The organism is Shewanella sp. H8 (assembly GCF_040285065.1).
Classification (GTDB): Bacteria; Pseudomonadota; Gammaproteobacteria; order Enterobacterales; family Shewanellaceae; genus Shewanella; species Shewanella polaris.
Genome location: NZ_CP157213.1, coordinates 1900520 through 1926406, shown reverse-complemented (window position 1 = coordinate 1926406; position 25887 = coordinate 1900520). Strand labels below are relative to the sequence as shown.

Here is a 25887-nt window from a genome sequence, read left to right as displayed (position 1 = left end):
ACGTTTATCAGTGCGACAAAGGCGATAGCAATGAATCAAAATAACATTAAAAACATTGTCATTGTAGGCGGCGGTACCTCAGGCTGGATGACCGCTGCCATGCTCATAAAACTGTTTAAATCCCAACTCAATATCACCCTTATCGAATCCGACGCTATAGGCACCATTGGTGTGGGCGAAGCCACTATTCCGCCATTACAGATTTTTAATAGTGTATTGGGGATCAGTGAAAGCGACTTTATAAAAGCAACCCAAGCAACCTATAAATTAGGTATTGAGTTTGAAAACTGGTATCAACAAGGCGATGCTTATATGCACGCTTTCGGCAATATTGGTCGTGACTTAGGGTTTACTGCATTCCACCATTATTGGTTAAGCTCGCGAGCAAATAATGTAAAAACCAATGGTTCAGAAACCAATAGCCCTCATGCCAAATATCCAGAAATAAATCGTTCACAAGTCGAAGGCAGCCAATACAATCCAAATGAATTTTGGCAATACTCACTTAATTATCAAGCAGCTAAACACAATAAATTTCAACCGATTCAAACTATTTCACAAGCTCAAATGAGTGGTATTACTCATGCTTATCATTTTGATGCCAACTTATACGCCAACTTGCTACATCAATACAGTGATCAGCGCGGCGTAACGCGAGTTGAAGGCACGATTGCCAGCACCGAACTTACCATCGATGGCAATATTGAAACGGTTACCTTACAAAATGGCCAAAGTATCCGCGGCGACTTATTTATTGATTGTTCAGGATTTTCGGCGATCTTAATTGGCCAAGCTCTGGGTGTGGATTATGAAAACTGGCAACATTGGTTACCGTGCGATAGCGCATATGCTGTGCCTTGCGAAAGCGTATCGCCCATTATTCCCTACACTAAAGCAATAGCACACGATACTGGTTGGCAATGGCGTATCCCGCTGCAACATCGGACGGGTAATGGCATTGTGTATAGCAGTCAATTTATGACAGACGAGCAAGCAAAGCAGTTATTGCTGACAAACTTAGATGGAAAATCGTTAGCCGAACCACGTAAAATTAACTTTCAAACTGGTAGACGCACCAAGCAATGGCACAAAAACTGTGTTGCTATTGGCTTATCGAGTGGTTTTTTAGAACCATTAGAGTCCACCAGCTTACATTTAGTCCAATCGGCTATCATTCGTTTGACCAAATTATTTCCACAAAACGGTATTACCCTTCAGCACATTGATGAGTTTAACCGCCAATCACAAACTGAGTTTGAACAAATTCGCGACTTTATTATTTTGCACTATCACCTTAATGCAAAACAATCTGCCGACGGTGAACACGGTTTATGGCAGCAATGTCGCGACATGGACATTCCCGAAAGCTTGCAACGTAGAATCGATTTATTCAAATCGACTGCAACGGTTTTCAGGCATCAAGATGAATTATTTACCGAAGCGGCATGGGTACAGGTGATGTTAGGACAAGGCATTACGCCAACAGATTTCCATCCCCTTACCCAAGCGGTTAGACAAATTGATCTCAACGACTACTTAGCCAATATCCGTAAAGTCATTGCCAGTACCGTTGACCAGATGTCTAGTCATGAAGACTATATTGCAGCTCTTTAATAAATTGCTGTAATAGACTGATTTTAAATATATTTAACGACTTAATGTAAGCTATTGGCTCAAGCTGTTAATTTAGTAAGCCAATAATAAAACTAATAACAATAAATACTATAGGATGATCAACTATGTCATTACCTTGCTCACCCCAAACCTGCCAGCACCGCGTAAGCAAGCTAGTATCAAGCTTATTATTCGGTTTTGCCCTTAGCACTTGCGCCATGTCGGTGAGTGCTGCCCTCAGCGTAGAGCCCATGTCATGGTGGACAGGGATGCAACAAACCCAGTTACAACTGTTGATTACTGGGGATAATATTCGCGACACCCAAGTGAAATTAATCAAGGCTCAAGGTGTCACCCTTAGCAGCATCGATAAAACAGACAGCAATGACCATTTATTTGTTAATTTAGATTTAAGCCAAGCCACACCACAACAGCTTACCTTGGGTTTATTTAAAGACGATCAATTGCTCGAGCAATTTGACTATGCACTACAAGCCCGCAAAAAAGGCTCTCGTGATCGTCAAGGATTTAGCAATAAAGATGTGATTTATTTAATCACTCCAGACCGTTTTGCTAATGGCAATCCAGATAATGACAACCATCCCGATATGCTTGAACAAGCTAATCGTGGTTTTGATGGTGGCCGTCATGGTGGTGATATTATGGGGATCCGCAAAGCGCTGCCCTACTTATATGACTTAGGCGTTACTCAGTTATGGATTAATCCTTTGCTTGAAAACAACCAACAAAAATATTCATATCATGGCTATTCCACCACCAATTTTTATAAAATTGATCCACGCTTTGGCAGTAATCAAGAATATCAAGCCTTAGTGGAAGAAGCACAAACCTTTGGCATTGGCATAATCCAAGATGTCGTAGTTAATCACATGGGGTCTGGTCATCAATGGATAACCAGTATGCCAAGCAGCACTTGGATAAATGACCAATCTCGTTGGCTAAAAGATCCAATCGATGTTAGTTACTCAAGCCACAGACGCACCACGGTACAAGACCCTTATGCTGTTAGCGCAGATATTAGCAACTTCAGTGATGGCTGGTTTGACGTCACTATGCCAGATTTAAATCAACGCGATCCCCACATGGCTACCTACCTAATCCAAAATAGCATTTGGTGGGTTGAATATGCAGGATTAAGTGGCATTAGGGAAGATACCTATTCATACGCGGATAAACATTTCCTTAGCGATTGGTCAAAAGCCATTATGAATGAATATCCTCATTTTAATATTGTGGGTGAAGAGTGGACGGCTAATCCTGTTACGGTTAGTTATTGGCAAACAGGTAAACAAAATACCGATGGCTATCAGTCATTTGTACCCAGCATGATGGATTTTCCAGTATATGAAGCCCTAATATCGAGCTTAACCGACAAAGAACAGTGGGAGTCAGGTTTCATTAAACTTTATCAAATGCTGGCAAATGATTTAGTTTATTCCAACCCAAGCAATTTAGTGTTATTTGAAGGCAATCACGATACCAATCGTATCTACAGCTTAATGAACAACGATATTGAACTGTATAAAATGGCCATGGCCTATGTGCTTACCAGTAACCGTATTCCACAAATATTTTACGGGTCAGAAATACTAATGCAAAGCCCAACAGGAAAACGTAACGACGGTGCTGTGCGTGCCGACTTTCCTGGTGGATGGCCGCAAGACAGCGTCAATGTCTTTAGTCATCAAGGTTTAAATGCAGATCAAAAACAAGCGTTGAATTTTATGCGAACGCTGTTGAATTACCGTAAAACCTCGCAAGCGATACAGCAAGGAGACTTACATCATTTTGTACCTAAAGACGGTATTTACGTACAAAGTCGTCATTTTGGTGATGAAACCTTATTAATTGTTTACAACAAAAATGAACAAGCTGTTGAACTTGACCTAAGCCGTTTTACCGAAGTCTTTAACGGCAATACTCAAGGCATCGACATCATTAACAAACAAGCACAAGCACTGAATCAACCGCTAAAACTGGCACAAAAAGGCGTAACAATATTGGCACTTAGTCATTAAGGCCAGCGCAGTGTGAGTCAATCATAATGAATTGACTCGCACTGAATGTTTAAGCTAACCCCGTTGCCTTAAGGCTCAATAATTAGAATAATAACGAGAACCCATGCGATTACTTTTACCTGTTTTTTCATTGCTTAACCCCAACCCTCTAACCTGTGCTATTGGTTTAAGCATCAGCATAACAATCAGTGGGTGCCATCCTGCGAACACATCAACACAGTCGATGAAGTCGATGAAGTCGGCATCAGTAGAGTCCACTCATCAACAGCCAGATATCAACACAGATGAAAACAACAAAGCCATCAACACAATAACCAAACCTGTGGTTTATCAGGTGTTCACTCGCCTGTATGGCAACACCAATACCAGCAACAAACCATGGGGCACTATTGCAGATAACGGTGTAGGCAAATTCAGCGATTTTACTGATGTAGCATTACAAGATATTAAGTCACTTGGCACCACCCATGTTTGGTATACCGGCGTACCACACCATGCATTAATCAATGATTACACGGCTTATGGTATTAGTAATGATGATCCTGATGTGGTAAAAGGCCGCGCGGGCTCACCATATGCGGTAAAAGACTACTACAACGTCAATCCTGATCTGGCTGACAATCCGGCTAATCGTTTGGCCGAATTTGAAGCCTTAATCGCCCGCACTCATGCCAATGGCATGCAAGTGATTATCGATATCGTACCTAACCATGTTGCACGGAATTATCATTCTATTTCAGCACCTAAAGGCGAGTCAGACTTTGGCGCCAACGATGATAAGACTCAGGTCTATAGCAGGCACAACAATTTCTATTATGTGGTGGGTGAAGACTTTCAAGTCCCAGATGCGTCAAAGGGTTATCAACCTCTAGGTGGTGAAACACATCCCCTCAAAGACGGTCAATTTCATGAGTCACCTGCCAAGTGGACCGGCAATGGTTCGCGCTTAGCCAAACCTGACATCAATGATTGGTACGAAACAGTCAAAATTAATTATGGAGTGAAACCTGATGGTAACCATGACTTCCCTGCACTGCCTAATGTTTATGCTAATAAAACCGCAGCCGATCATTTAGCCTTTTGGCAAGCACAAGCGGCCGATGATATCCCAGATTCATGGCGTAAGTTTGAGCACATTGCCCAGTATTGGCTAACCAAAGGCGTCGATGGATTTCGCTACGACATGGCTGAAATGGTACCGGTAGAATTTTGGAGCTATCTTAACAGCCACATTAAACACACTAACCCAGATGCGTTTATTTTAGCTGAAGTGTATAACCCCAATTTATATCGCAATTATATTCACTTAGGTAAAATGGATTACTTGTATGACAAAGTTGATTTGTACGACACCTTAAAAGCCATTATGCAGGGTAAAGCAAGCACGGCAACCATTGCGACAGAACAAGCCAAAGTCAGTGACATAGACCAGCATATGCTGCACTTTTTAGAAAACCACGACGAACAACGTATTAACACTGCAGACTTTGCAGGTAATTCACGCAATTCCCTGCCAGCAATGCTGATATCAACCACCTTAAGCCGTTCGCCTACCTTATTATATTTCGGCCAAGATGTTGGCGAGCCAGGCGCTGAAAATGCAGGCTTTGGTCAAGCTACTCGAACAAGTATTTTTGATTATGTTGGCGTACCTGCACATCAACGTTGGATGAATAACGGTAAGTTCGATGGCGGTCAATCAACCGCTGATGAGAAAGCCCTGCGCGCATATTATCAAACGCTATTAAATCTAAGCCACACAGCATCAGCTCTCAGCGGTAACTATATGGAATTAGATAGCTTTCAACGCCAAAAACAGGTTGTTGGGTATGACGACAATGTATTCGCTTTCAGTCGTTTTAACACTGATCAACAGTTGATCATTGTCAGTAATTTCAGTCAAAGCCAAAGCAAACAATTTACCCTTAAGTTACCAAAAACATTAAAACAAACTTGGCATCTTACCGGAAATGCAAAACTGACAGATTTGTTAAAAAACGTTCAACTCGGTCAACAACTTATACTTAATCAAGATGGCAGTGTCAGTGTTGATATTAAATTGGCCCCATTGCAATCTGTCATTCTTGAAGTGATGAATAAGGGATAACGTCGACACTCAAAAACCTTACGTCGATAAAAATTATTTCAAGCTACAATTTAGAGAATGACTTATAGTGCTATTTGCATCATTAGCCGATGTTGCAATTAACACAAACGAAACAGTTAATTAAAAGCCACAGAAATCATCTGTGGCTTTTTGATAATATTAATTGATCGCGCGTATTCTATGCTCTCACCAAGGTGTCTATTGTATTGATTGGTAACTCTCTGGCTTGTTCGCGTAAATAGTCCATTCCAGATAAAAATCCTGAGAACATTTTAAGCGCAATAAACTGCCCTTCATCGGTGGTAATGTAATTATCACCTTGTTTTCTGAGCGCCCCTGCTGAAATTAAAAAGCTCATTTCTAATGGAAATGCCTGCCATAAAGACTTACCAGTATGGGCTTTACACTGTTGATTATCCAGTAAGCCATAGCCCATCATCATCATAAAATAATGTTGTGATAGTGCTTTATATTGTAATGGCTTGGTATAACAGGTACCAGATAGTCCGGTGTTAATGCGATCAATATAATCTGGAATATCAAAACTAGAGATCCTAAATTGTTCACCAAATCGACCAAAAGCGCCAGATCCAACGCCGAAGCAGTCTTCGCCATCAAGTACGTATTTATTTTCAACAGGCTGACCAAAATTACGACTAAAGGTCCACGGAAACTCCATCACATAATGCTCAGCCAATGCTGCTTTTACCGCCAGAAATTGAGGCCATAACGCTTCGGGTTCGCCAGCAAGACAACCAGCTTTTTTACGATTTTTTCCAATACCGAGCGTTAATGGATACGTGGTGATTTGATCCGGGTGTAACCGAATGGCTTGTGCTAAATCAATCGCTACTGCCTCAGGTGTTTGAACTTTAAAGCCATACATCATGTCAATGTTGACCGTAGGTATTATCTCGATAGCACGACTGACATACTCAGCTTGTTGTAACCCACTGCCAAATTTTTCAAAGCGACCAACCATTTTTAAAATATTATCGTCAAAGCTTTGTATTCCAATAGACATACGGTCGACCAAACCTTTGAGTAAATGCGGATTACCTTCTTTAAAATAAATGGGATCGCTTTCACAAGTGACCTCACGCACTGTTGTTAATGACTTAATGAGCTCAATGGTTTCGATTAATTCATCTTCTAAAATAGTCGTGGTTCCACCACCGATATACACCCGATTAAAACGAAAGCCTTGGGTTATAACTTGCCTAATTTCTTGTCTCAGTGCCTTGAAGTATTCTCTGGCTAGAGATTCCTTAAATTTGATTTTATGAAATGAGCAATAGCGGCACAATGTATGACAGAAAGGAATATGGATATACAGCGTTTCAATGGGGTTGTCTGGCACACTAAGCTGCTGTAATTCATCAATTGCGACAGCATCATTCAAATTTAAGGAATGCCTTATGGTTTGACCCATAACCCAATCTAGGCTATTGGTCGCAATATTCAATCTTGAGGATGAAAGGAATTTATTCATGAGTTAGCCTTAATGTTAACAATATAGCCAATGGCATGCGTTTTTAAGTAACAAACCATGTCTGGCTTTTGCACAACGATGTAAATAACGATTAATAAAAGACGAAGAGTAAATGGCTACTTAATCGATAAATGTCTACAAAAGCATGCAGTTAAACAGAAATATTTTGGGCGATGTAATAAATCAATATCTAAATGTAAAATCACACCTACACCCTTCTCTACACAATACGAGTCTTCTTCTTACTAAAGTTTGACATTGATCACATAGTGAATTGTAAATGATGATGGATATTATTTATTCATCATTAATGACAGTCATTTACCCTCACGAAAAAATCAAGTGTATTGAATGAAAGTCATAACTAGGACTAAAGTTAAATAACCTCATAAAGTTCAAATAGGGCTAGTTACACTGGACTGATGACTAGATCCAAATAATGTGTAGATGTGAGCATAATGTTGCAGATTATTAGCGCTTCTATAGAAATGGTAAATGTGACCTAGGTTTTGAGTCCCAAATGATTTTTTAAGCTTGTAAATAATGTTGCATTAGACCTAATTAAATTAAACTAGGTCTGCGCTACATTGTGTCACTGTGAATGATTTAGTGATTACAGATTTTATCTTCAGCAGTGGTAATGCCGCCTTCACTCGGGATGAACTTACCTTTACCTTCTAAAAACTCAATAAGCATTTCAGCATCCATCTCGGTTGCAGAACAAGTATGATAACGAGTATCAGCACCAAACTCAGAATGCATCATAGTCTTAAGATCTTGCTTTGTTAACGCAGAGCCATGGGTTAGCATCATTTCCATTACTTTATGGCCGTGTACTGATTCAGACATTATATCTCCAATTAAGGTGTAAATATTTTATACTTTATAACTTATTATTTTTTTGTAAATACAGATCTTATCCACAAAATCTGAAAATACCTTTTTCGGTACCAGTATTAACATTAATATGACCCGCCCTCACAACTAGTCTATAAGGAATAAAGTAGTACAAAATCAATAATCAACTTAACAAAGTTGAATTAACAAATAGACAATAAAATCAACCGCCATGCAGATATAAAAATGCAGCTGCAGCTATTTCTATTAAATGACCTTTTTCACAGTTTCGGCTTTATTGGCTTTTTTCAATGCCTGCTATTGCAGAATGAATTGCTTTTAATATAAGCCTATCAGCTTCCACTGTGTCATTTTCAGGCACATCCCACGCCATAATTTCACGATATTTTTCGACGACTTTACGTATATCTTCAGTGATATTGTCTTGGTAACGTTCAATTTCTATATTTTGTACATCAGACATATGAATACTCCTTAGCTGTAATAAGTTAGAACACAGACTCTTGAACCGGAACGATTAATATTTCACAACGACTATGATTTTGAACATAATGTGGCACTGAGCCCAATAACTTGTTTATGCCTTTTTTCTTTTTTGCCCCAAAAATGGCTAAATCAACATGTCGTGCTTCCAAAAATGACACAATGCCATAATTTACCTCACCACAAATTACTTTGGCCTCAATGGGAAAATCTGCATCTAGATCATTTACAAAAGCTTTCATCTGAAACTGAGCTGCATCAATACCTTGTTTATTTTGTTCTTCGATGATGTTTAGATCAACAAAGTTGTTACCCACTGGATCACCATAGAGTGTGTAAGGGATAACTTCTTGAACAACATTTAACAATGTTAATGACGCTTGATAGTATTTAGCGAGTTCAATTGCACGTTTACATGCATGTTTTGAATACAAGGAAAAGTCAACCGCAACCACAATATTTTGATAAGGTTGCAATTGTTCTGCAGACTTTTCAAACTCTTGTCTTTCACGCAACCAATCCCAAGCATCTTGCAGGTTTTCTCGGTCAAAATAACGCACTTCACTGGATAGTAAGAAAGGCTTGGCGATAAAAGCCATCCAATATTCCCATGACTTATCGCCAACCATCGCTATGCGTTCAAAATCACTAAGATGCTTCATACCAAACTTAAAATCATCTACGGCGGCATCTAAATCCCAACCTGAAAAATTATCAAACTCAAAAAGTAATGAGATTTTACCTAATCGTTTAATTTGAGTTTCTAGTTGGGGTAAAAATTTCTGGTAATCTTCAAGAGTTAATTTACCAGAAGCTCGCACAGCGATGGTATTGCCATCAAATACAGGTATAAATTGCAACATGGAATTTTCCTTCTATTTATGGATAGTTCACATCGAGAATCATGTTAAAACATACTGCTCGTTAGGGTCTGTTGATCTTTGCAGGTTAAATTTTGTTCGAGATAAAAACGTTTTAATCGAGGCGAGCGAGTTGCTGCCTAGCAATCTAAGCTAAATTCGCTCAACAAAGAGTAAAGCGTTTTTAGCCGAACCCTTCGGGCAGCGTTTGTTGGTCATTTTTACTGCGTTATCGACTTTTTATGTAGAATAACTACACCACAAAGTCTCTGCCTTGTACAAATGACCAACAACTCGCTGCAAAAACAACCTTGAAAGATCAACAGGCCCTAATCTCATTTTAAAACCTTTTTTTATACTGCTTATTGATCAATGACATCATTTTATAATTCAATTCCGTCTATTTTTTATACTCATCAATTACAATTTATTACTTGTTGTTATCTGTATTTCAATCCCATACATAGTGCTATATTTGAATCAATGATAACAATCTAAAACCATTGACGATTAGGTTCGCTATTCAAGGAATACTGATCTTATTGTGTCTTTGATGACTTGTCGGTCAAAGTAGGTATATAAAGATTTATCGTACAATTCACGAGGATGATAATTCAACGACTATGCGGCATATTAACAACAACATCATCTATCTCGGGTGGGTCAGTTTTTTTACTGATTTCGCATCGTCTATGGTCACAACGCTACTGCCTTTATATGTTGTTTATATCCTCAACGAAGGCGTCGATAAGTTAGGCATTATTATCGCTGCGGCAAGCTTTATCTCTTATTTCTTTAGAATATTATTTGGTTATCTAAGTGACCGTTTTACGCTAGTGAAACCTTTGGTCGTAAGCGGTTATTTTATCTCCGCACTTACCAAGCCAATGTTGGCATTGACGCAGGGTTATCTAGGAGTAGCAATCATCCGTGGCGTAGAGCGTATGGGTAAAGCCGTCCGCAGCGCCCCCAAAGATGCATTAATCAGCGCCTTCAGTGAAACAAATAGCTCCGGCAAAACCTTTGGCTTTCACAAAACAATGGATATCGCAGGAGAACTTGGCGGCGCTATCTGTATTTTCCTCATCTTCACGTGGTTTACACTGGATAAAGACAGCATTCGACTAATATTCGCCGCCACTTTGATCCCAGGTCTCATGGCCAGCGCTATTGCGTTATTTTTGGTCAAAGATATTCCTGTTTCAATTAAAGCTAAAGATGAAAAACGCAAAGCGGTAATCAATCAACAAGACATGCGCTTATTGCCTTTGATTATCATTTATTTTGCTTCCCTATTTTTTATATTGAGTGATCAGTTTCTGATCATTAAAGTTAAAGAAGCGGGTTATTCCATCTCCACTATTCCCTTATTTATCATCACCCTGACGTTAACGCAAACCTTATTCAGTTATTATAGCGGTGTCATAACGGACAAAATTGGCAACCATAAAATGCTGTTAATTGCCTTTGTATTTGGCACCCTATCCATCCTAGCCTTATGGCAAGAATGTTTATGGCTGTGTTTTATTTTATTGGGAATGTTTACGGTTATGTCACTCAATACAATCAGAGCCTATATATCACAATATGCTATTAGCAAAGCTTTTGTATATGGCATCTTCTATGGTGGTGTTGCATTAACCAGTTCGCTCGGAGCCATTATGGTTGGCCAATTGTGGACACAATTTGGATTTGAAACGGTTATCCTATTTTCGCTTTCTGGCATGACCATACTTTTGTTGGTACTGGCTTTTTGGATTTGGAAGAAACCAACTTATAAACATGAAAATAATCCTATTACTTCTTTCAATATATAACCCTCACGGTTACTCATATGATCTGGAAATCCTTGGCAGACAACGCAAATACATTATTTTTAGTTAAATGATCCATCTACATTAAGATGGAGTTTATCTTGGTTCCTCGTTCATGCATGAAAATAACTAAAAGTAACTCAAAACGACTAAAACGGTTAAATATTAGTCAACCAATTGGGTTGGCAGTGTTAATGATTATGCTTTGATTTCACTAAACCTGCCTATTTTATACACTAATCTTTATCGGGTTAAAGCAACTGATATAGTTAATTATCAATGGTAAAAATTGACTAGTTAACATTAGGAGAATCAACAATGAATAGATTCGAAAGCCTAAGAAAACAAATGATAGATTATCAGTTAGAGGCTCGTGGTTTACACGACCAAGCGGTACTAGATGCCGTCAACGCTGTACCACGAGAGAATTTTGTACCTACAGAACTGGTTGAGTTTGCTTATAGTGACTCCCCACTCCCTATTGAGGCTGGACAAACAATCTCGCAGCCTTATATCGTTGCCCTCATGACTGCGGCACTAGAATTACAAGGCGATGAACGCGTACTTGAAGTAGGGACCGGTTCCGGTTATGCAGCAGCCATTTTAGCGGAAATAGCTGATTACGTGTATACCATTGAGCGACATAAAATTCTTGCCGATTCAGCACGTATCAGACTGAAAGACCTCGACTACAAAAATGTCCAAGTGTTATATGGCGACGGCACGCTGGGTTGGCCAGAGCACGCTCCTTTTGATGCCATTATAGTGGCTGCTGGGGGACCAGAGGTTCCCGAAACACTTAAACAACAACTCGCTATCGGTGGACGTTTGGTCATTCCAGTAGGTACTAATTTACACTCGCTGTCATTGCTTCGCATTCGACGGATTAGTAAAGATGAATATCAACAAGAAAACTTAGGAAGTGTGCGGTTTGTTCCTTTAATTGGTGCTGCTGGTTGGGAAGATGAAGCAGCAACGAAACCTACACAAAATATGTCCGAAGCAAGCTTGCCCGAATTGATTTATCAATCTAGCGAACATTTTGCCCGTATTGATGATGTTAATCTGGATAATTTAATGACACGCATCGGTGATAGCCAGGTGGTATTACTCGGTGAAGCGTCACATGGTACTGCCGAATTTTACGAAATGCGGGCACGTATCACACAAGAACTCATCGAAAAGAAAGGCTTTACCATTGTTGCGGTAGAGGCCGACTGGCCAGATGCGGCACATTTAGATCACTATATACACGGAACAGAGCCCGACCCTTTACTTGAAAGCAAACCATTTTCTCGCTTCCCAACATGGATGTGGGCAAATCATTCTGTACTGGAATTTAGTCATTGGTTAAAAGCGCACAATAAAAAAACTAAGCAATCTACTCATCAAGTGGGTTTTTATGGTCTGGATCTTTACAGCCTATTTAGTTCTATCGAAGCCGTATTGAACTACCTAGACAAAGTAGACCCTAAAACAGCAGAGGTGGCTCGAGTGCGTTATGGCTGCCTAATGCCATGGGCAAGTGATCCCGGTATGTATGGACAAGTCACCATGACCAAGCAATACAGAGAATGTGAAACAGATGTTATTGCCACTCTGAAGGATTTATTGCATAAACGCATGGAATATTCGCAAGCCGATGGAGAGCTGTTCTTTAATGCTGAACAAAATGCCCGTCTTGTAACCGATGCTGAACGTTATTATCGCACCATGTATTATGCCGAAAATAGCTCATGGAATCAGCGCGACCAGCATATGTTTGACACCCTACAATCGGTTATTAAGTTTAGAGGGCCACAATCAAAAGCCGTGATTTGGGAACATAATTCACATGTTGGCGATGCAAGAGCGACACAAATGAGTGCCCGTGGAGAGTTAAATATAGGCCAACTTGCAAGACAAGAATATGGTGACAAAGCCTATAATATCGGCTTTGGCACTGACCATGGAACGGTAGCCGCCGCCTCTGAATGGGGTGGACCGATGGAAATAAAACAAGTACAAGCCTCACACATCGACAGTTATGAACGCCTTTGTCATGAAGTCGCTACCGATAACTTCTTGCTGCCCTTACGCAAACCTCTCAAGGAAATGACACGTCAAAAATTGCTTGCCGAACGACTCGAACGTGCCATTGGGGTGATTTATCGTCCTGAAACCGAACTACAAAGCCATTATTTTTATGCGTCATTACCGAATCAGTTTGATGAATACATCTGGTTCGATGAAACCCGTGCAGTTGAACCATTGGCAAAAGAAACGCTGCAAGGCATGCCCGATACTTTCCCATTTGGCCTTTAGCCACTAATGATGGTGATAATAGATAAATGAATAGCAAACCCGTTTGCTTGTTTGGTTAAAGGTAATACAAAGCCCCAATGGAATGGGGCTTATAAAAATAATAACTGTTAATGAGATTAACCAATAACTCGCGGCAAAAAATCTCGAAAGTTAAACCTGCCCTTAAGCCTTTTGTATCAAGGCCGATATAAGTATTATCTTCTTGTAAAAGGCTTAACAATGAATGTCTCTGGCTTAGGCTCAACCAATTCGATTACTGATAATCTGCAAAAAGCAGAGGTCAGATTAACATCTGATTCTACTCCATCAAACTCGTCAGGTGCTCAGGTTACACAATCTGATACTGTGTCTATTTCAGACGAAGGTCACAAAAAGCTATCCACAGAACTCGGTGCCACTATGCATAAAAATGCCTCCACCGCCGAAGCTCAACAAAGTGAACAAGCTGATACCCGCACCGACAATGAAAAAAAGATTGATAAACTTAAAGAGCAAATAAAAGAGTTACAAGAGCAACGTCGAGAGCTTTTGGGTGATAATTCACAAGAAACGCTAGATAAGCTTAAAATGATCGATAATCAAATTATGATGCTCAATACACAGCTATTGGCCTTACTTGAAGTACAAAAACAAGCCGAAACGCCTTCCTCATAACGTATTGACATCATGTACTTGTTCATTGTTAAGTTAGGTGAAAAAGTCTGTAGATAGCTAAACCAAGACTTAAAATCATAGAAAAAGCCGTGTAACAGCTTCTGATTTACCAGTGGTTATAAATACTTTCGCATAGGAATACAATCCAAAGTAATCCCTTTAGGTGAATGATAAGTCGACACTTCATCCCCCACAAAACCACAAGCATGATAAAATCCTGCGGCATTAAGCGTGGATTCAAGTTGTAATAAGTCCAGATCATTTTCTAACGCAAGCCTTTCGAGAAATGCCAACATCAATTTAGCCGCCCCTAGTCCAAAACAGTCAGGATCGACAAAAACTGCATCAATCATGCCGGTTTTGAGGTTCACTTTGCCACAACCGATAACGTTATCATCCAGTGTTGAAACGTAAAAAGACTCAACAATATCATCGCTCAAAGTTTGTGAAATATCACCTTGAGTCCATAACGCCAATTGCTCTGAACTGTAAAACCCTGAGCATTTTTCAATAATAGCTCGGTTTCTCATGGTGTAAATCGCTTGAACATCAGTATTTAATGCTTTTCTAATAATAATCATAAATCCCCATAGACCAGTGATTTCATGAAATGAGATTTATTGGTTTGAACACCAACATTAACTTTTGCCTAAACGACTAACGACAGCATAAGGTGTAATCATAAGTTCAACAAACTGATTAAATTATTCTGCTATCCAATATATTCTGTATTATGAAAAATAAACTAATAGATTAAACGCGTTACACGCAAGCACAAAACTGTGATAATACCCAAATGTCATGGGCAATGGCTAACTAATTAACCAACTTAGTTTTCATTTTAATTGACACCCATTTTCCACATTAGGATTTACAATGCGCGCTTTTGTCGTTCGAGCCAGAGCTGCTCCAGTTGATAGTCAGCAATTTTTGGCGGGTATAGGCCATGAGGCTCACACTGAAATTTTAGCTCATACCTTAATGAATACTATTTTTGTCGCCCAATCTCATCGTGACGATGTGGTGGTGTATTTAGTGCTAGAAAGTACCCAAGATTATTCACGCACAATCTGCTTTCGTTCCAGTGAGCTAGGTCATATCGGCGGATTTCACGAGCAAAATCTTACTAATAAAATTGCCAAAGCATTAACAGCATCAAAGGGCATGACTAAAGAACAATTGCGTGAAGTTGAGCCTGGCATTACGGTGCGCACTGTGAGTTTTGAAAAGTTAATCCAAGAGCTAGCCGAAGATTATCAGCTGTATATGTTAGAGAAAAAAGGCACCCCAGTGCGAGATATTGAGTTTGCTGCCAATCCTTGTTTTCTACTGACTGATCATATCCCAATGCCTAAAAAGAGCTTTAACAGCTTAAAACGTCTCGGCACCCAACACATTAATTTGGGCCCTAGAATGTTGTTCGCATCACAGTGCGTGGTGTTGATCCACAATGAGTTAGATATGAGATTGTAGTCAAAATGGCCTGCAGTTATTCACTAGAATATGGCATGGTCGATTTTGTTGTTTTTATGGCCTACGGCCAATAACATCATTAATTGCTTGTCGCCAACAATCCTGAGTGTTCATGTTAATTTCATGTATTTAAGTAAACGAGGAGAATGTTGAATTGAACCAATTAACAGAAAAGCTTATAGATTGCCCTTATTGCGGTGAAACGCTCGAAATTCTCATTGATTCGTCCGACATGGGACAGCAGTACATTGAAGATTGCCAAGTATGTTGTAAACCGATTAATTTCTTGGTTTCTGAAAGTATTAATGGCGAGCTTACTGTGAGTGTTTATAGTGAAGATGAAGCATTTTAATCAATAATAAAATGATGTATTTTCCCGTTTTAAATGCCACGTTGAGCTGTAACATTAAACTTAACTGACACACTATTAAATTAGCTTTCAAGAAAAATGCTTTCATACCCTTTTCCCTAAAACAAGTTAATCTAAACTTTCAGTAACTATCTGATTCAAAATATAACTGTAGCGGTCATTCATTAGCTCATTATTAGAGTTTACCTTCTGAATACGTATGCAGATCTTTGCTGTAAAATCTAAAAGCGTCATATATTGCTTGTTGAAAAGATAAAATAATAAACAACAAGGATTTTGTATGGTGCGCGTTAACTCAACAGCCTCAACAGCTCATGTAAACTTTATTCCCAATATTATCGTGTTGTCTAGTGCAATAGCATTTGCAACGCTTACCGTCCCTAGCATGGTGCAAGCTAAAACGGTTAATGTTGAATCCCCAGACAAACACATCAACATCAGTTTGACTGACGACAATGGTCGTCCTGAATATCAAATACAATTTAACGGTAAAACCGTGATCAACCCGAGTAAACTTGGCTTGGTGTTTCAACAGTTAGGTGAATTTGGCGTAGATTTCAGCATACAAAACGTCACCAACAATAGTATTGATCAGACCTGGCAACAACCTTGGGGTGAGCGTGAAAATATACGCGACCATTACAATCGCATCGTCGCAACCCTGAGTAACGGCAAAGTCGATTTTGATATTGAATTTAAAGCCTTTAATGACGGTATTGGTTTTCGTTACCTAGTACCTAAGCAAACTGGGCTCGCCAACACACCCAAACTCGATATTACCGAGGAATTAACTGAATTTTCAATACCCGACCCACAACACACAACCACATGGTGGATCCCCGGTCGCGGCTGGAACCGATACGAATATTTATACCGTACAACTTCGCTTGATAAAATCGACAGAGCCCACACGCCAATGACCTTCAGAACAGTAGACGGCGTACATTTAAGTATTCATGAAGCTGCCCTCACCGACTATGCCGCTATGGTGCTTAATCAAGGTCGCGATGGAATTTTACATGCCGATTTAACGCCTTGGTCTGACGGTATTCGCGTTAAGACTCAACCTGGCTTTTCAACACCTTGGCGTACGATTCAAATCGCTAAAGATGCCCCAAGCTTACTTAATTCAGACCTGATCCTTAATCTTAATGAACCGAACAAATTAGGAGATGTGTCTTGGGTGCAACCAGGTAAGTACGTTGGGATTTGGTGGGGAATGCACCTCAATGAAAACACCTGGGGAAGCGGCCCTAAGCATGGCGCAACCACTAGCGAAACCAAGCGTTATATGGATTTTGCCGCCCAATATGGGTTTGATGGGGTATTGGTTGAAGGTTGGAATGAAGGTTGGGATGGTAGTTGGTTCGATAACGGCGACGTGTTTAGCTTTACCCAAGCCTACCCTGACTTTGATATAGATGAAGTGACGCAATACGGAGACAGTAAAAATGTCCGATTAATTGGCCATCATGAAACCTCTGGTTCAGTCACTAATTACCGAAATCAAATGAGTGATGCTTATGATTTATATCAAAAACATGGCGTGACTCAAGTGAAAACCGGTTACGTAGCAGACGGTGGCAATATAAAGCGTGTAGATGAAAATGGCATTATTAGGCATGAATGGCACGACGGCCAATTTATGGTTAACGAATACCTACACAGTGTAACTGAGGCGGCAAAACGCAGCATTAGCATTAATACCCACGAACCGATTAAAGACACAGGCTTGCGCCGTACTTACCCTAACTGGATTGCCCGTGAAGGTGCCAGAGGCCAGGAGTTTAATGCATGGGGAAGCCCACCTAATAACCCAGAACACACCGCAATATTACCGTACACTCGCATGTTAGCCGGACCGATGGATTTTACTCCGGGGATTTTTAATTTAGCACCACAAGGTTTAGATGCCGAAAACCGCGTACAAACCACGTTAACAAAACAGTTAGCGCTTTACGTCGTGTTATACAGCCCAATTCAAATGGCGGCAGATTTACCACGTAACTATGTACAACACTTAGATGCATTTCAATTTATTCAAGATGTACCGACAGATTGGAGCAACAGTATCGCCCTTGCGGGTGAAATTGGCGATTACGTTGCCGTGACCCGCAAACAACGTGGTACTGAAGATTGGTATTTAGGTGCACTCACTGACGAAAAATCACGCGAACTGACGATCAAACTCGACTTTTTAACGCCAGGAAAACGTTATCAAGCGCAAATATACCGTGACGGCAGTAAGGCTAATTGGTTAACAAATCCCTATGATTATGTTATTGAATCTAAAAATGTCACCGCAAAAGACAGCCTAGATTTATCGTTGGCAGCCAGTGGCGGTACCGCAATTCGTTTTAAAGCGCTATAAAAAGATCAACCCGCAAAATGTTACGCAAACGTTTGCGTTAGGTTACTAAAAAAGCATGAATACGTATGTATTCAGTTGTACCCACAACGAGCTCGAGGATAGGATATACCCACGCTATTTCATCTGTGATTGCAGGACGAAATAGTTTAGGTTGTTGCTGATGTGTCTTCGACCATGGAGACCAGCAGTTTTTAAGTACCTTCATTGGCTCCGTATTTCTTAACTGCCATCATAAAATATATGATCACAGTTAACAGTGAAAAAGTGAAGGTCCTGGCGAATACCCGTCTTAGGGAGATGAGTATTCGCTATTTTTTTAGCTATTGCTGACTCAATTGTTAAGGCCATTTACTAATAGATTAGCGGTAAACCTTTTGACTAAAGCAGGTAGCCTAAAACTGCTTATCTAAAACAACTGAACCAAAACCAGCAAGACTTGCATTAGTATTAAAATCAAAATTAAAAGAAGTAAGCCCAACGACTTACCAAAAAGGATGTCACATGTCTGCCAATAATCATAAAAACGTCACCCAACAACCGCAACTGAATTTTTGGCAAATTTTCAATATGTGTTTTGGCTTTTTGGGGATCCAATTTGGTTTCGCACTTCAAAATGCCAACGTTAGTCGTATATTTCAAACTTTAGGTGCATCTATTGATGATATTCCCATTTTATGGATTGCCGCACCGCTCACGGGGCTCATCGTACAACCTATTATTGGTTACTTAAGTGACAATACTTGGAATAGCCTTGGCCGTCGTCGCCCCTATTTTTTAATTGGTGCAGTATTAACCACATTGTCACTCTTTATCATGCCGCACTCGCCGACTTTATGGATTGCTGCGGGTATGTTGTGGATTATGGATGCGTCGATCAATATTGCCATGGAGCCATTTCGTGCTTTTGTTGGCGATAATCTACCAAAAAACCAACGGACCCAAGGCTATGCAATGCAAAGCTTTTTCATTGGTATTGGCGCGGTGGTGGCATCGGCCTTGCCATATATTTTAACCAATGTATTTGATGTGGAAAACACCGCACCAGCGGGCGAAATTGCAGACTCTGTGCGCTATGCATTTTACTTTGGTGGCGCGGTACTAATGCTAACCGTAGGTTGGACCATTATTTCAACCAAAGAATATTCTCCAGAGCAACTTGCTGAATTTCATCAACAAGACACCACTGACACACAAGACACTAACGTCAATACGCGTACAGCCAAACAATATCAAAATGGCGCGATTATATGGATGGCGATTGGCGCCATTTTCACCCTCGCAATTGTTAGCCTGGATCTAGATAAGCAACTTTATATTTTAAGTTTGGGCATTTTTACCTTCGGACCGCTGCAACTTTACTGTTCGCGTAAGTTAGCAAAACTGTCAAACAGCAACACTGAATCATCAGCAACTCGCGACAGATTAGGCATGACGTTTAATGTTGTCGATGATTTGTTTCATATGCCCAAAGCCATGCGTCAGCTAGCACTGGTGCAGTTTTTTGCTTGGTTTGCCCTATTTGCTATGTGGATTTACACCACAGCGGCCGTTACTTCATACCATTACGGCACCACTGATGTAGTATCCCAAGCCTATAATGACGGTGCAGATTGGGTCGGTATGTTGTTCGCGTCGTATAACGGCTTTGCTGCAATTGCTGCGATTATTATTCCGTTTCTAGCCAAGGCCGTCGGCATTAAACTCACCCATACCATCAACATGTTTATTGGCGGTGTGGGTCTCATCAGCTTTATGTTTATTGAAAACCCTAACTTGTTATGGATACCTATGATTGGCGTCGGTTTTGCTTGGGCATCTATTTTATCGGTTCCTTACGCCATGTTATCTGGTGTATTACCCCCGAAAAAAATGGGCGTTTACATGGGGATTTTTAACTTCTTCATCGTAATTCCACAGCTATTAGCGGCCAGTATTCTTGGCTTATTGCTTAAGGTATTTTTTGATGGACAACCAATTTACGCTTTAGTATTAGGCGGGATATTTATGATGTTGTCGGGCATTGCGGTGCTATTTGTAGATCAAGACAAGCAAACACAATAACGATTACCAGTCTTTGTCACTGGTAACTAGATTGAGATTACTATTTTGGGGAATTCCATGTTAAAACCACATTTACTCAGCCATCGCAGCATCATAGCGAAAGCTGTTACGACCAGCATGATGGCTCTAGCCTTAAGTGCGTGCACACCTGTTGATAGTCAAGTAAACACACAAGCTCAAATTGTTAGCGTTGCAACAGGTGCACCAGGCATAGAACCTACTTGGGCTTTCTCAGGAAAAACTGGCATAGGTACATCTTACGAGCCCTATGTTAACGGCCATTATCAAGACACCGCGGCAAACCCGGTCAGTAAAGTATGGTTTTCGATTGCTCAAGGCGTATTAACCGAAACCATGTTTGGCCTTATTCACAATGCCCAGCTTAAAGAGCTGCAATTTATTATCTCTGGCAATGGCTTTGTCGATACTGAAAAAGACAATACTATCAGCACTATTGAATATTTAGATACTGATGATATGGGACGACCATTATCGCTAGCTTATAAAGTCATTAATAAAGATGTTGAAGGTAAATACCAAATAGAAAAACATATATTTACCGATCCCGATAGAAGTAGCTTGATGATGAAAGTCACCTTTACTGCTTTTGAGGCTGGCATTACACCACACCTTTATGTCAATCCGCACATTGATAACAGTGGCGCCAATGACATTGCTAGTGTTGAAGGCCAATCGCTAGTGGCTTACACAAGTGACACTAATTCAACGGTAATGATTGTTAAAACAGATGTCGATTTTGTCGCCGCTAGCGCTGGGTTCGTCGGCACATCAGATGGTATTGTCGATTTACAAGATAACGGTAAACTTGATTCTTATTTCCAAACCACTAGCGACACCAATCAAGGCGGCAACGTCGCGCTAACGGCACAATACCCTACCCTTGCCAATGCTAATGATAACCTAAGCTTTAATTTGGTGATCGGTTTTGGTAAAGACAAAGCAAGCAGCTTAGCCACCACTCAAGCCACATTAGATGCGGGTTATGACGCCGTTAAACAAGCATATTTAGGCGACGATAAACATCTTGGCTGGAAAGATTACTTAGCCTCGCTGAAGCCATTAAATGACATGAGTACCAACACTACAGATAACGGTAAATTACTCTATGTCAGCGCCTTAGTGTTAAAAGCTCAAGAAGATAAAACCCATGCTGGGGCGTTAATCGCATCACTTTCAAATCCTTGGGGCGACACGGTGTCAGCTAAAGTAGGCAGTACAGGCTATAAAGCGGTATGGCCACGTGATTTTTACCAATGTGCAATGGCATTTCTAGCCATGGGCGATATTCAAACACCAAAAGTGGCTTTTGAATATTTAAAGCAGGTTCAAGTTCAACAACAAACACCTGGTTTTGCCGGTACTCCTGGATGGTTTTTACAGAAAACTCATGTCGATGGTGAAATTGAATGGGTTGGCGTGCAGTTAGACCAAACCGCTATGCCAATCATGCTCGGTTGGAAACTTTGGCAAGCTGGTGTGCTTAGCGATGCAGAAATAACCAAATGGTACAACGACATGCTTAAACCAGCTGCTGACTTTTTAGTTAAAGGTGGCAACGTAAAACTGGATTGGAATGACACTAAAATCACTCCTCCAAGTACTCAACAAGAGCGCTGGGAAGAACAAGCCGGATTCTCTCCATCCACAACTGCAGCCGTAATTGCCGGTTTAGTGGCTGCCAGTGATATTGGAGTGCTAGCGAAAGATGAACAAGCGCCTAAATATGCCGATTTAGCACGTAAGCTACAACGTCAGCTCGAAACAACGATGGTCACCACCACAGGCTTATTAGGTCAAACAGATGCCAAAGGTAAAGTTGCACCTTACTATGTGCGCATTAGCCCAAATGGTAACCCTAATAACACCGACAAGCTCATCGATAACAATGGTAAACCTGGTTTAGATCAGCGTTTGATCCTCGATGGTGGTTTTTTAGAATTAGTCCGTTATGGTGTGGTTAACGCCCAAGACCCTGTTATTAAAAACAGCGTCATGCTAATAGACAGGCAAGGTCTTGAAGATAACTTACGCGTTAAATACCAATTTACCGCCAAAGATGGCAGTAAATTTCCAGGTTATCGTCGTTATGGTAATGATGGCTACGGTGAAGACACTGTCACCGGACTTAGTTATGCAGAAAAAGGCAATACTGAACATCAGCGTGGACGAGTTTGGCCATTTTTTACTGGCGAGCGCGGACATTACGAATTAGCCCTAGCCAACGCCAACGGTACATTATCCGCCGACAGCAAACACAAACTTATCAATACCTATGTTCAAGGCATGGAAACCTTTGCCAACCAAGGGTTAATGTTACCAGAACAAGCTTGGGATGGTGTCGGTAATGCCACTCGCTATGACTACAAAATGGGCCAAGGGACTAACTCAGCCACCCCACTGGCTTGGACCCATGCGGAATACGTTAAATTGGTACGTTCAATGACCGACGAACAAGTGTGGGACTTTTACCCGGTTGTACAACAAACACTCGCTAAATAGCACTGTATTAATCGCAGTATATTGATGGCACTGTTATTAGCTTGTTCAATAAGCCGTTGTGACTCACAACGGCTTTATTTTTTGTGTGTATTCTGAAACAAAATCTTGTTAATTCAACACTATCTTGTTACTAATACCGCAGATTAAACAAGGTTAACGTTAAGGAATAACGAATGGATTGGTATTTAAAAGTTTTAAAACAGTATTTTGATTTTAGTGGCCGAGCACGTCGTAAAGAATACTGGATGTTTGTATTGATCAGTACAATCATTAGTATTTTACTGACTTTGGTTGATATGGGCGTTGGTTTATACAGTGATATTTATGGTGCAGGCTTACTTAGCTCTGTTTATTCACTGGCGATATTAATCCCAAGTTTAGCGGTGAGCGTACGCCGATTACACGACACAGATCATTCTGGTTGGTGGTTGTTACTAATATGTATTCCATTACTCGGAGCATTAATTATTTTAGTGGTAATTTGCTTTAACAGTAAAGATGATAACGAATATGGCCCAAACCCAAAGGCGATGCCTAACCCAGAAAATAATGATAACTTAGCGATTTAAACTTAAGCTACCTATTAATATCGTTATCAAGGGTATTATTGCTAAAAAGAGCATAGTCACTGACTATGCTCTTTTTGTTATTACAGCTTAGTGGATAATAATTTAGGTTTTGGATGGCATCAATTTCATCACACCATTCATAACTAGCACAGCCAACCCACCAGCAACAACACCAAATAATGCATTGAGCACACTTGGGGTTAACATGCCTAGAAAACCTCCTACGACATTGATTTGATTGACTGCAGTTTGCGCATGTTCAATCCATTCAAACACCACATGAATACCGTGGGTCAAAATGCCGCCTCCCACCATAAACATCGCAATAGTGCCGACAAAGGTGAGGATTTTCATTAAATAAGGTGCTGCAGATATCAACCCTAATCCTATTTTATGGCCTATTCCGCTTGGCTTACGTTTCGCGAGATATAAACCAAGATCGTCAATTTTAACTATACCGGCCACTAAGCCATAAACTCCCACCGTGATAACAACAGCAATCACCGATAAAGTTAAAAACTGAGCCAATAAATCCATGTGGGCTGCCACACCTAAACTGATAGCAATAATTTCAGCGGATAAGACAAAGTCGGTACGAATTGCCCCTTTGATTTTTTCTTTCTCAAAAGCAGCTAAGTCTTCTATATCTGCTTTTGCTTTGGCTACCACGGCGTCGTCATCAATCTCGGCGCTACGTTTATGAGTAAGTGAATGATAGACTTTTTCAAAGCCCTCATAACATAAGAATAAACCACCAAACATCAATAAAGGCGTTATAGCCCATGGAATAAATGCACTGATTAGCATGGCCATTGGCACTAAAATCACTTTATTTTTAAAAGAGCCCTTAGCGACTGCAAACACCACTGGAAGTTCACGTTCAGAGGCAACACCAGACACTTGTTGCGCATTTAACGCTAAATCGTCTCCTAGCACCCCAGCCGTTTTACGGGCCGCCACTTTGCTCATTGCCGCGACATCATCCAAAATAGTCGCAATATCATCTAATAGGGTTAATAAACTAGCGCCTGCCATAAATAGTTTTATCCTTAAAAACAATCTTATCAATATGATTGAGATACATTATCTATCTCAAGCTTTGACTCACTAAACCAAGGTGATTTTTTGTTACACCTTTTGTTCAATATTAATCTATAACATCATCAATCAGTCATATCGGTACTAATTATTATCAGTGGGTGTGCCACAAGAATGACGGATAACAAGATTAGTTTGAATTAATCGTGGGCTAACCTCTTGACCGCGAATCAATTTGAGCACACTTTCGACTAAAATTTCACCAGCAAATCGAGTATCTTGTTTAACGGTAGTGAGCGCTGGGTTTGCAAAGCTGGCGATTGGAATATCATCATAACCTACAACAGCAACCTGCTCGGGAACCAATACACCACGTTGTTTAAGCGCTCGAATAGCGCCAATAGCAATCAAATCACTGGCAGTAAAAATGGCATCAAATGCAACGCCTTTATCTAACAGCTCATTAGCCGCCTCATATCCCGATGCCTCAGTGTTAATGGCATCGTACTGCAGTTGTTTATCTTCATTAATCGCGACTTTTATTAACGCATCGATATGGCCTAAATAACGGTCTCTGAACTCTGGACTTCTACTTGATGAGTCACCTAAGAAGGCAATCTGTTTACGCCCTAACTTTAGTAAATGTTCAGTGGCAATGAAGCCACCTTGATGATTGTCGCAACCAATCGATAATACCGCTTTATTATTGTGCTCTGCGCCCCAAATAACAAAATGAGTACTTTGTTCAATCAGTTTATCAAGCTTATGGGCATAGTCTACATAGTCGCCATAGCCCAGCAAAATAATGCCATCGGCCTTGTTACTGTCTTCATAGTCAGCATGCCAGTCACTGGAGAGCTGTTGAAATGATACGAGTAAATCATATCCTTGCTGAGCTGTCGCACGAGTAATTGAACCTAGCATTGATAAGAAAAAAGGATTAATCATTGAATCATCGTTTGTCGGATCTTCACAAATTAGCAGGGCTATTGTTTGACTATTCTGCATCCGCAAATTACTGGCATTTTTGTCGACTTTATAATTAAGCTCTTTTGCAATGACTTGAATACGCTGGCGGGTTTCTAAATTGACCAACGGGCTGTTTCTTAGCGCGCGAGACACAGTCGATTGAGACACTCCTGCACGGTAAGCTATATCAATAGAAGTCGCTTTAGATGTCATTGTTATAGTTAGCCCTTTATTTTTTCTCGTTGCCACTAAAAGTAAACCACCAAATCAACTAGTGAAAATGGTGGTATT

At 40.4% G+C, this 25887-nt stretch carries 19 protein-coding genes and 1 pseudogene; 13 read left to right on the top strand and 7 right to left on the bottom strand.

The genetic code is table 11. The features are described from left to right. Positions 1–30: 30 nt before the first annotated feature. The 3 genes from ABIS04_RS08430 to ABIS04_RS08420 all read left to right on the top strand — a co-directional run bounded on the left by ABIS04_RS08430 (position 31) and on the right by ABIS04_RS08420 (position 5760). Positions 31–1614 carry a tryptophan halogenase family protein gene (locus ABIS04_RS08430; RefSeq protein ID WP_350433158.1) on the top strand — a complete coding sequence of 528 codons (1584 nt, stop codon included), beginning with the start codon at positions 31–33 and terminating at the stop codon, positions 1612–1614. A 125-nt stretch (positions 1615–1739) separates the two neighbouring features. After that, positions 1740–3653 carry a glycoside hydrolase family 13 protein gene (locus ABIS04_RS08425; RefSeq protein ID WP_350433157.1) on the top strand — a complete coding sequence of 638 codons (1914 nt, stop codon included), beginning with the start codon at positions 1740–1742 and terminating at the stop codon, positions 3651–3653. 103 nt (positions 3654–3756) lie between these two features. Then, complete coding sequence (locus ABIS04_RS08420) at positions 3757–5760, top strand: alpha-amylase family glycosyl hydrolase (RefSeq protein ID WP_350433156.1); 2004 nt, start codon at positions 3757–3759, stop codon at positions 5758–5760. A gap of 178 nt (positions 5761–5938) precedes the next feature. Here ABIS04_RS08420 and ABIS04_RS08415 read toward each other — a convergent pair whose 3' ends face one another. From ABIS04_RS08415 to ABIS04_RS08400, 4 genes are all read right to left on the bottom strand, one after another. Next, positions 5939–7252 carry a coproporphyrinogen III oxidase family protein gene (locus tag ABIS04_RS08415; RefSeq protein WP_350433155.1) on the bottom strand — a complete coding sequence of 438 codons (1314 nt, stop codon included), beginning with the start codon at positions 7250–7252 and terminating at the stop codon, positions 5939–5941. Positions 7253–7858: 606 nt separating this feature from the next. Further along, positions 7859–8101, bottom strand: a complete 243-nt coding sequence (locus ABIS04_RS08410) for a YecH family metal-binding protein (protein ID WP_137220928.1) — start codon at positions 8099–8101, stop codon at positions 7859–7861. 283 nt (positions 8102–8384) lie between these two features. Further along, positions 8385–8573, bottom strand: coding sequence for a hypothetical protein (locus ABIS04_RS08405; RefSeq protein WP_350433154.1), 189 nt, complete (start codon positions 8571–8573; stop codon positions 8385–8387). A gap of 25 nt (positions 8574–8598) precedes the next feature. Then, positions 8599–9456 carry an STAS/SEC14 domain-containing protein gene (locus ABIS04_RS08400; RefSeq protein ID WP_350433153.1) on the bottom strand — a complete coding sequence of 286 codons (858 nt, stop codon included), beginning with the start codon at positions 9454–9456 and terminating at the stop codon, positions 8599–8601. 620 nt (positions 9457–10076) lie between these two features. On the opposite strand from ABIS04_RS08400, the gene ABIS04_RS08395 reads away from it, so the two are divergent. From ABIS04_RS08395 to ABIS04_RS08380, 4 genes and pseudogenes are all read left to right on the top strand, one after another. After that, on the top strand, positions 10077–11270 hold the full coding sequence (locus ABIS04_RS08395) for an MFS transporter (RefSeq protein WP_350433152.1): 1194 nt from the start codon (positions 10077–10079) through the stop codon (positions 11268–11270). 315 nt (positions 11271–11585) lie between these two features. Further along, a pseudogene (locus ABIS04_RS08390) lies at positions 11586–12215 on the top strand (protein-L-isoaspartate(D-aspartate) O-methyltransferase); the annotation flags it as partial. A 45-nt stretch (positions 12216–12260) separates the two neighbouring features. Beyond that, positions 12261–13571, top strand: coding sequence for an erythromycin esterase family protein (locus tag ABIS04_RS08385; RefSeq protein ID WP_350433411.1), 1311 nt, complete (start codon positions 12261–12263; stop codon positions 13569–13571). A gap of 219 nt (positions 13572–13790) precedes the next feature. Beyond that, complete coding sequence (locus tag ABIS04_RS08380; RefSeq protein ID WP_350433151.1) at positions 13791–14225, top strand: hypothetical protein; 435 nt, start codon at positions 13791–13793, stop codon at positions 14223–14225. Positions 14226–14341: 116 nt separating this feature from the next. Here ABIS04_RS08380 and ABIS04_RS08375 read toward each other — a convergent pair whose 3' ends face one another. Then, complete coding sequence (locus tag ABIS04_RS08375) at positions 14342–14806, bottom strand: GNAT family N-acetyltransferase (protein ID WP_350433150.1); 465 nt, start codon at positions 14804–14806, stop codon at positions 14342–14344. Positions 14807–15101: 295 nt separating this feature from the next. On the opposite strand from ABIS04_RS08375, the gene trmY reads away from it, so the two are divergent. The 6 genes from trmY to ABIS04_RS08345 all read left to right on the top strand — a co-directional run bounded on the left by trmY (position 15102) and on the right by ABIS04_RS08345 (position 23589). Then, a complete protein-coding gene (gene trmY / locus ABIS04_RS08370) occupies positions 15102–15698 on the top strand; it encodes a tRNA (pseudouridine(54)-N(1))-methyltransferase TrmY (protein ID WP_350433149.1) in 597 nt (198 codons plus the stop codon). Between the two features lie 154 nt (positions 15699–15852). Then, on the top strand, positions 15853–16050 hold the full coding sequence (locus ABIS04_RS08365) for a CPXCG motif-containing cysteine-rich protein (protein WP_350433148.1): 198 nt from the start codon (positions 15853–15855) through the stop codon (positions 16048–16050). A gap of 403 nt (positions 16051–16453) precedes the next feature. Further along, on the top strand, positions 16454–18439 hold the full coding sequence (locus ABIS04_RS08360) for a glycoside hydrolase family 97 protein (protein WP_350433410.1): 1986 nt from the start codon (positions 16454–16456) through the stop codon (positions 18437–18439). Between the two features lie 501 nt (positions 18440–18940). Continuing rightward, positions 18941–20500, top strand: coding sequence for an MFS transporter (locus ABIS04_RS08355; protein ID WP_350433147.1), 1560 nt, complete (start codon positions 18941–18943; stop codon positions 20498–20500). A gap of 57 nt (positions 20501–20557) precedes the next feature. Further along, a complete protein-coding gene (locus tag ABIS04_RS08350; RefSeq protein WP_350433146.1) occupies positions 20558–23020 on the top strand; it encodes a glucan 1,4-alpha-glucosidase in 2463 nt (820 codons plus the stop codon). Between the two features lie 173 nt (positions 23021–23193). Then, the gene (locus ABIS04_RS08345; RefSeq protein ID WP_350433145.1) at positions 23194–23589 is read left to right on the top strand and encodes a DUF805 domain-containing protein; all 396 of its coding nucleotides are present in this window, start codon (positions 23194–23196) and stop codon (positions 23587–23589) included. 102 nt (positions 23590–23691) lie between these two features. Here ABIS04_RS08345 and ABIS04_RS08340 read toward each other — a convergent pair whose 3' ends face one another. Both ABIS04_RS08340 and ABIS04_RS08335 read right to left on the bottom strand, forming a co-directional pair. Next, positions 23692–24624, bottom strand: coding sequence for a DUF808 domain-containing protein (locus ABIS04_RS08340; RefSeq protein ID WP_350433144.1), 933 nt, complete (start codon positions 24622–24624; stop codon positions 23692–23694). A gap of 147 nt (positions 24625–24771) precedes the next feature. Continuing rightward, positions 24772–25809, bottom strand: a complete 1038-nt coding sequence (locus ABIS04_RS08335) for a LacI family DNA-binding transcriptional regulator (RefSeq protein ID WP_350433143.1) — start codon at positions 25807–25809, stop codon at positions 24772–24774. Positions 25810–25887: the final 78 nt, after the last annotated feature.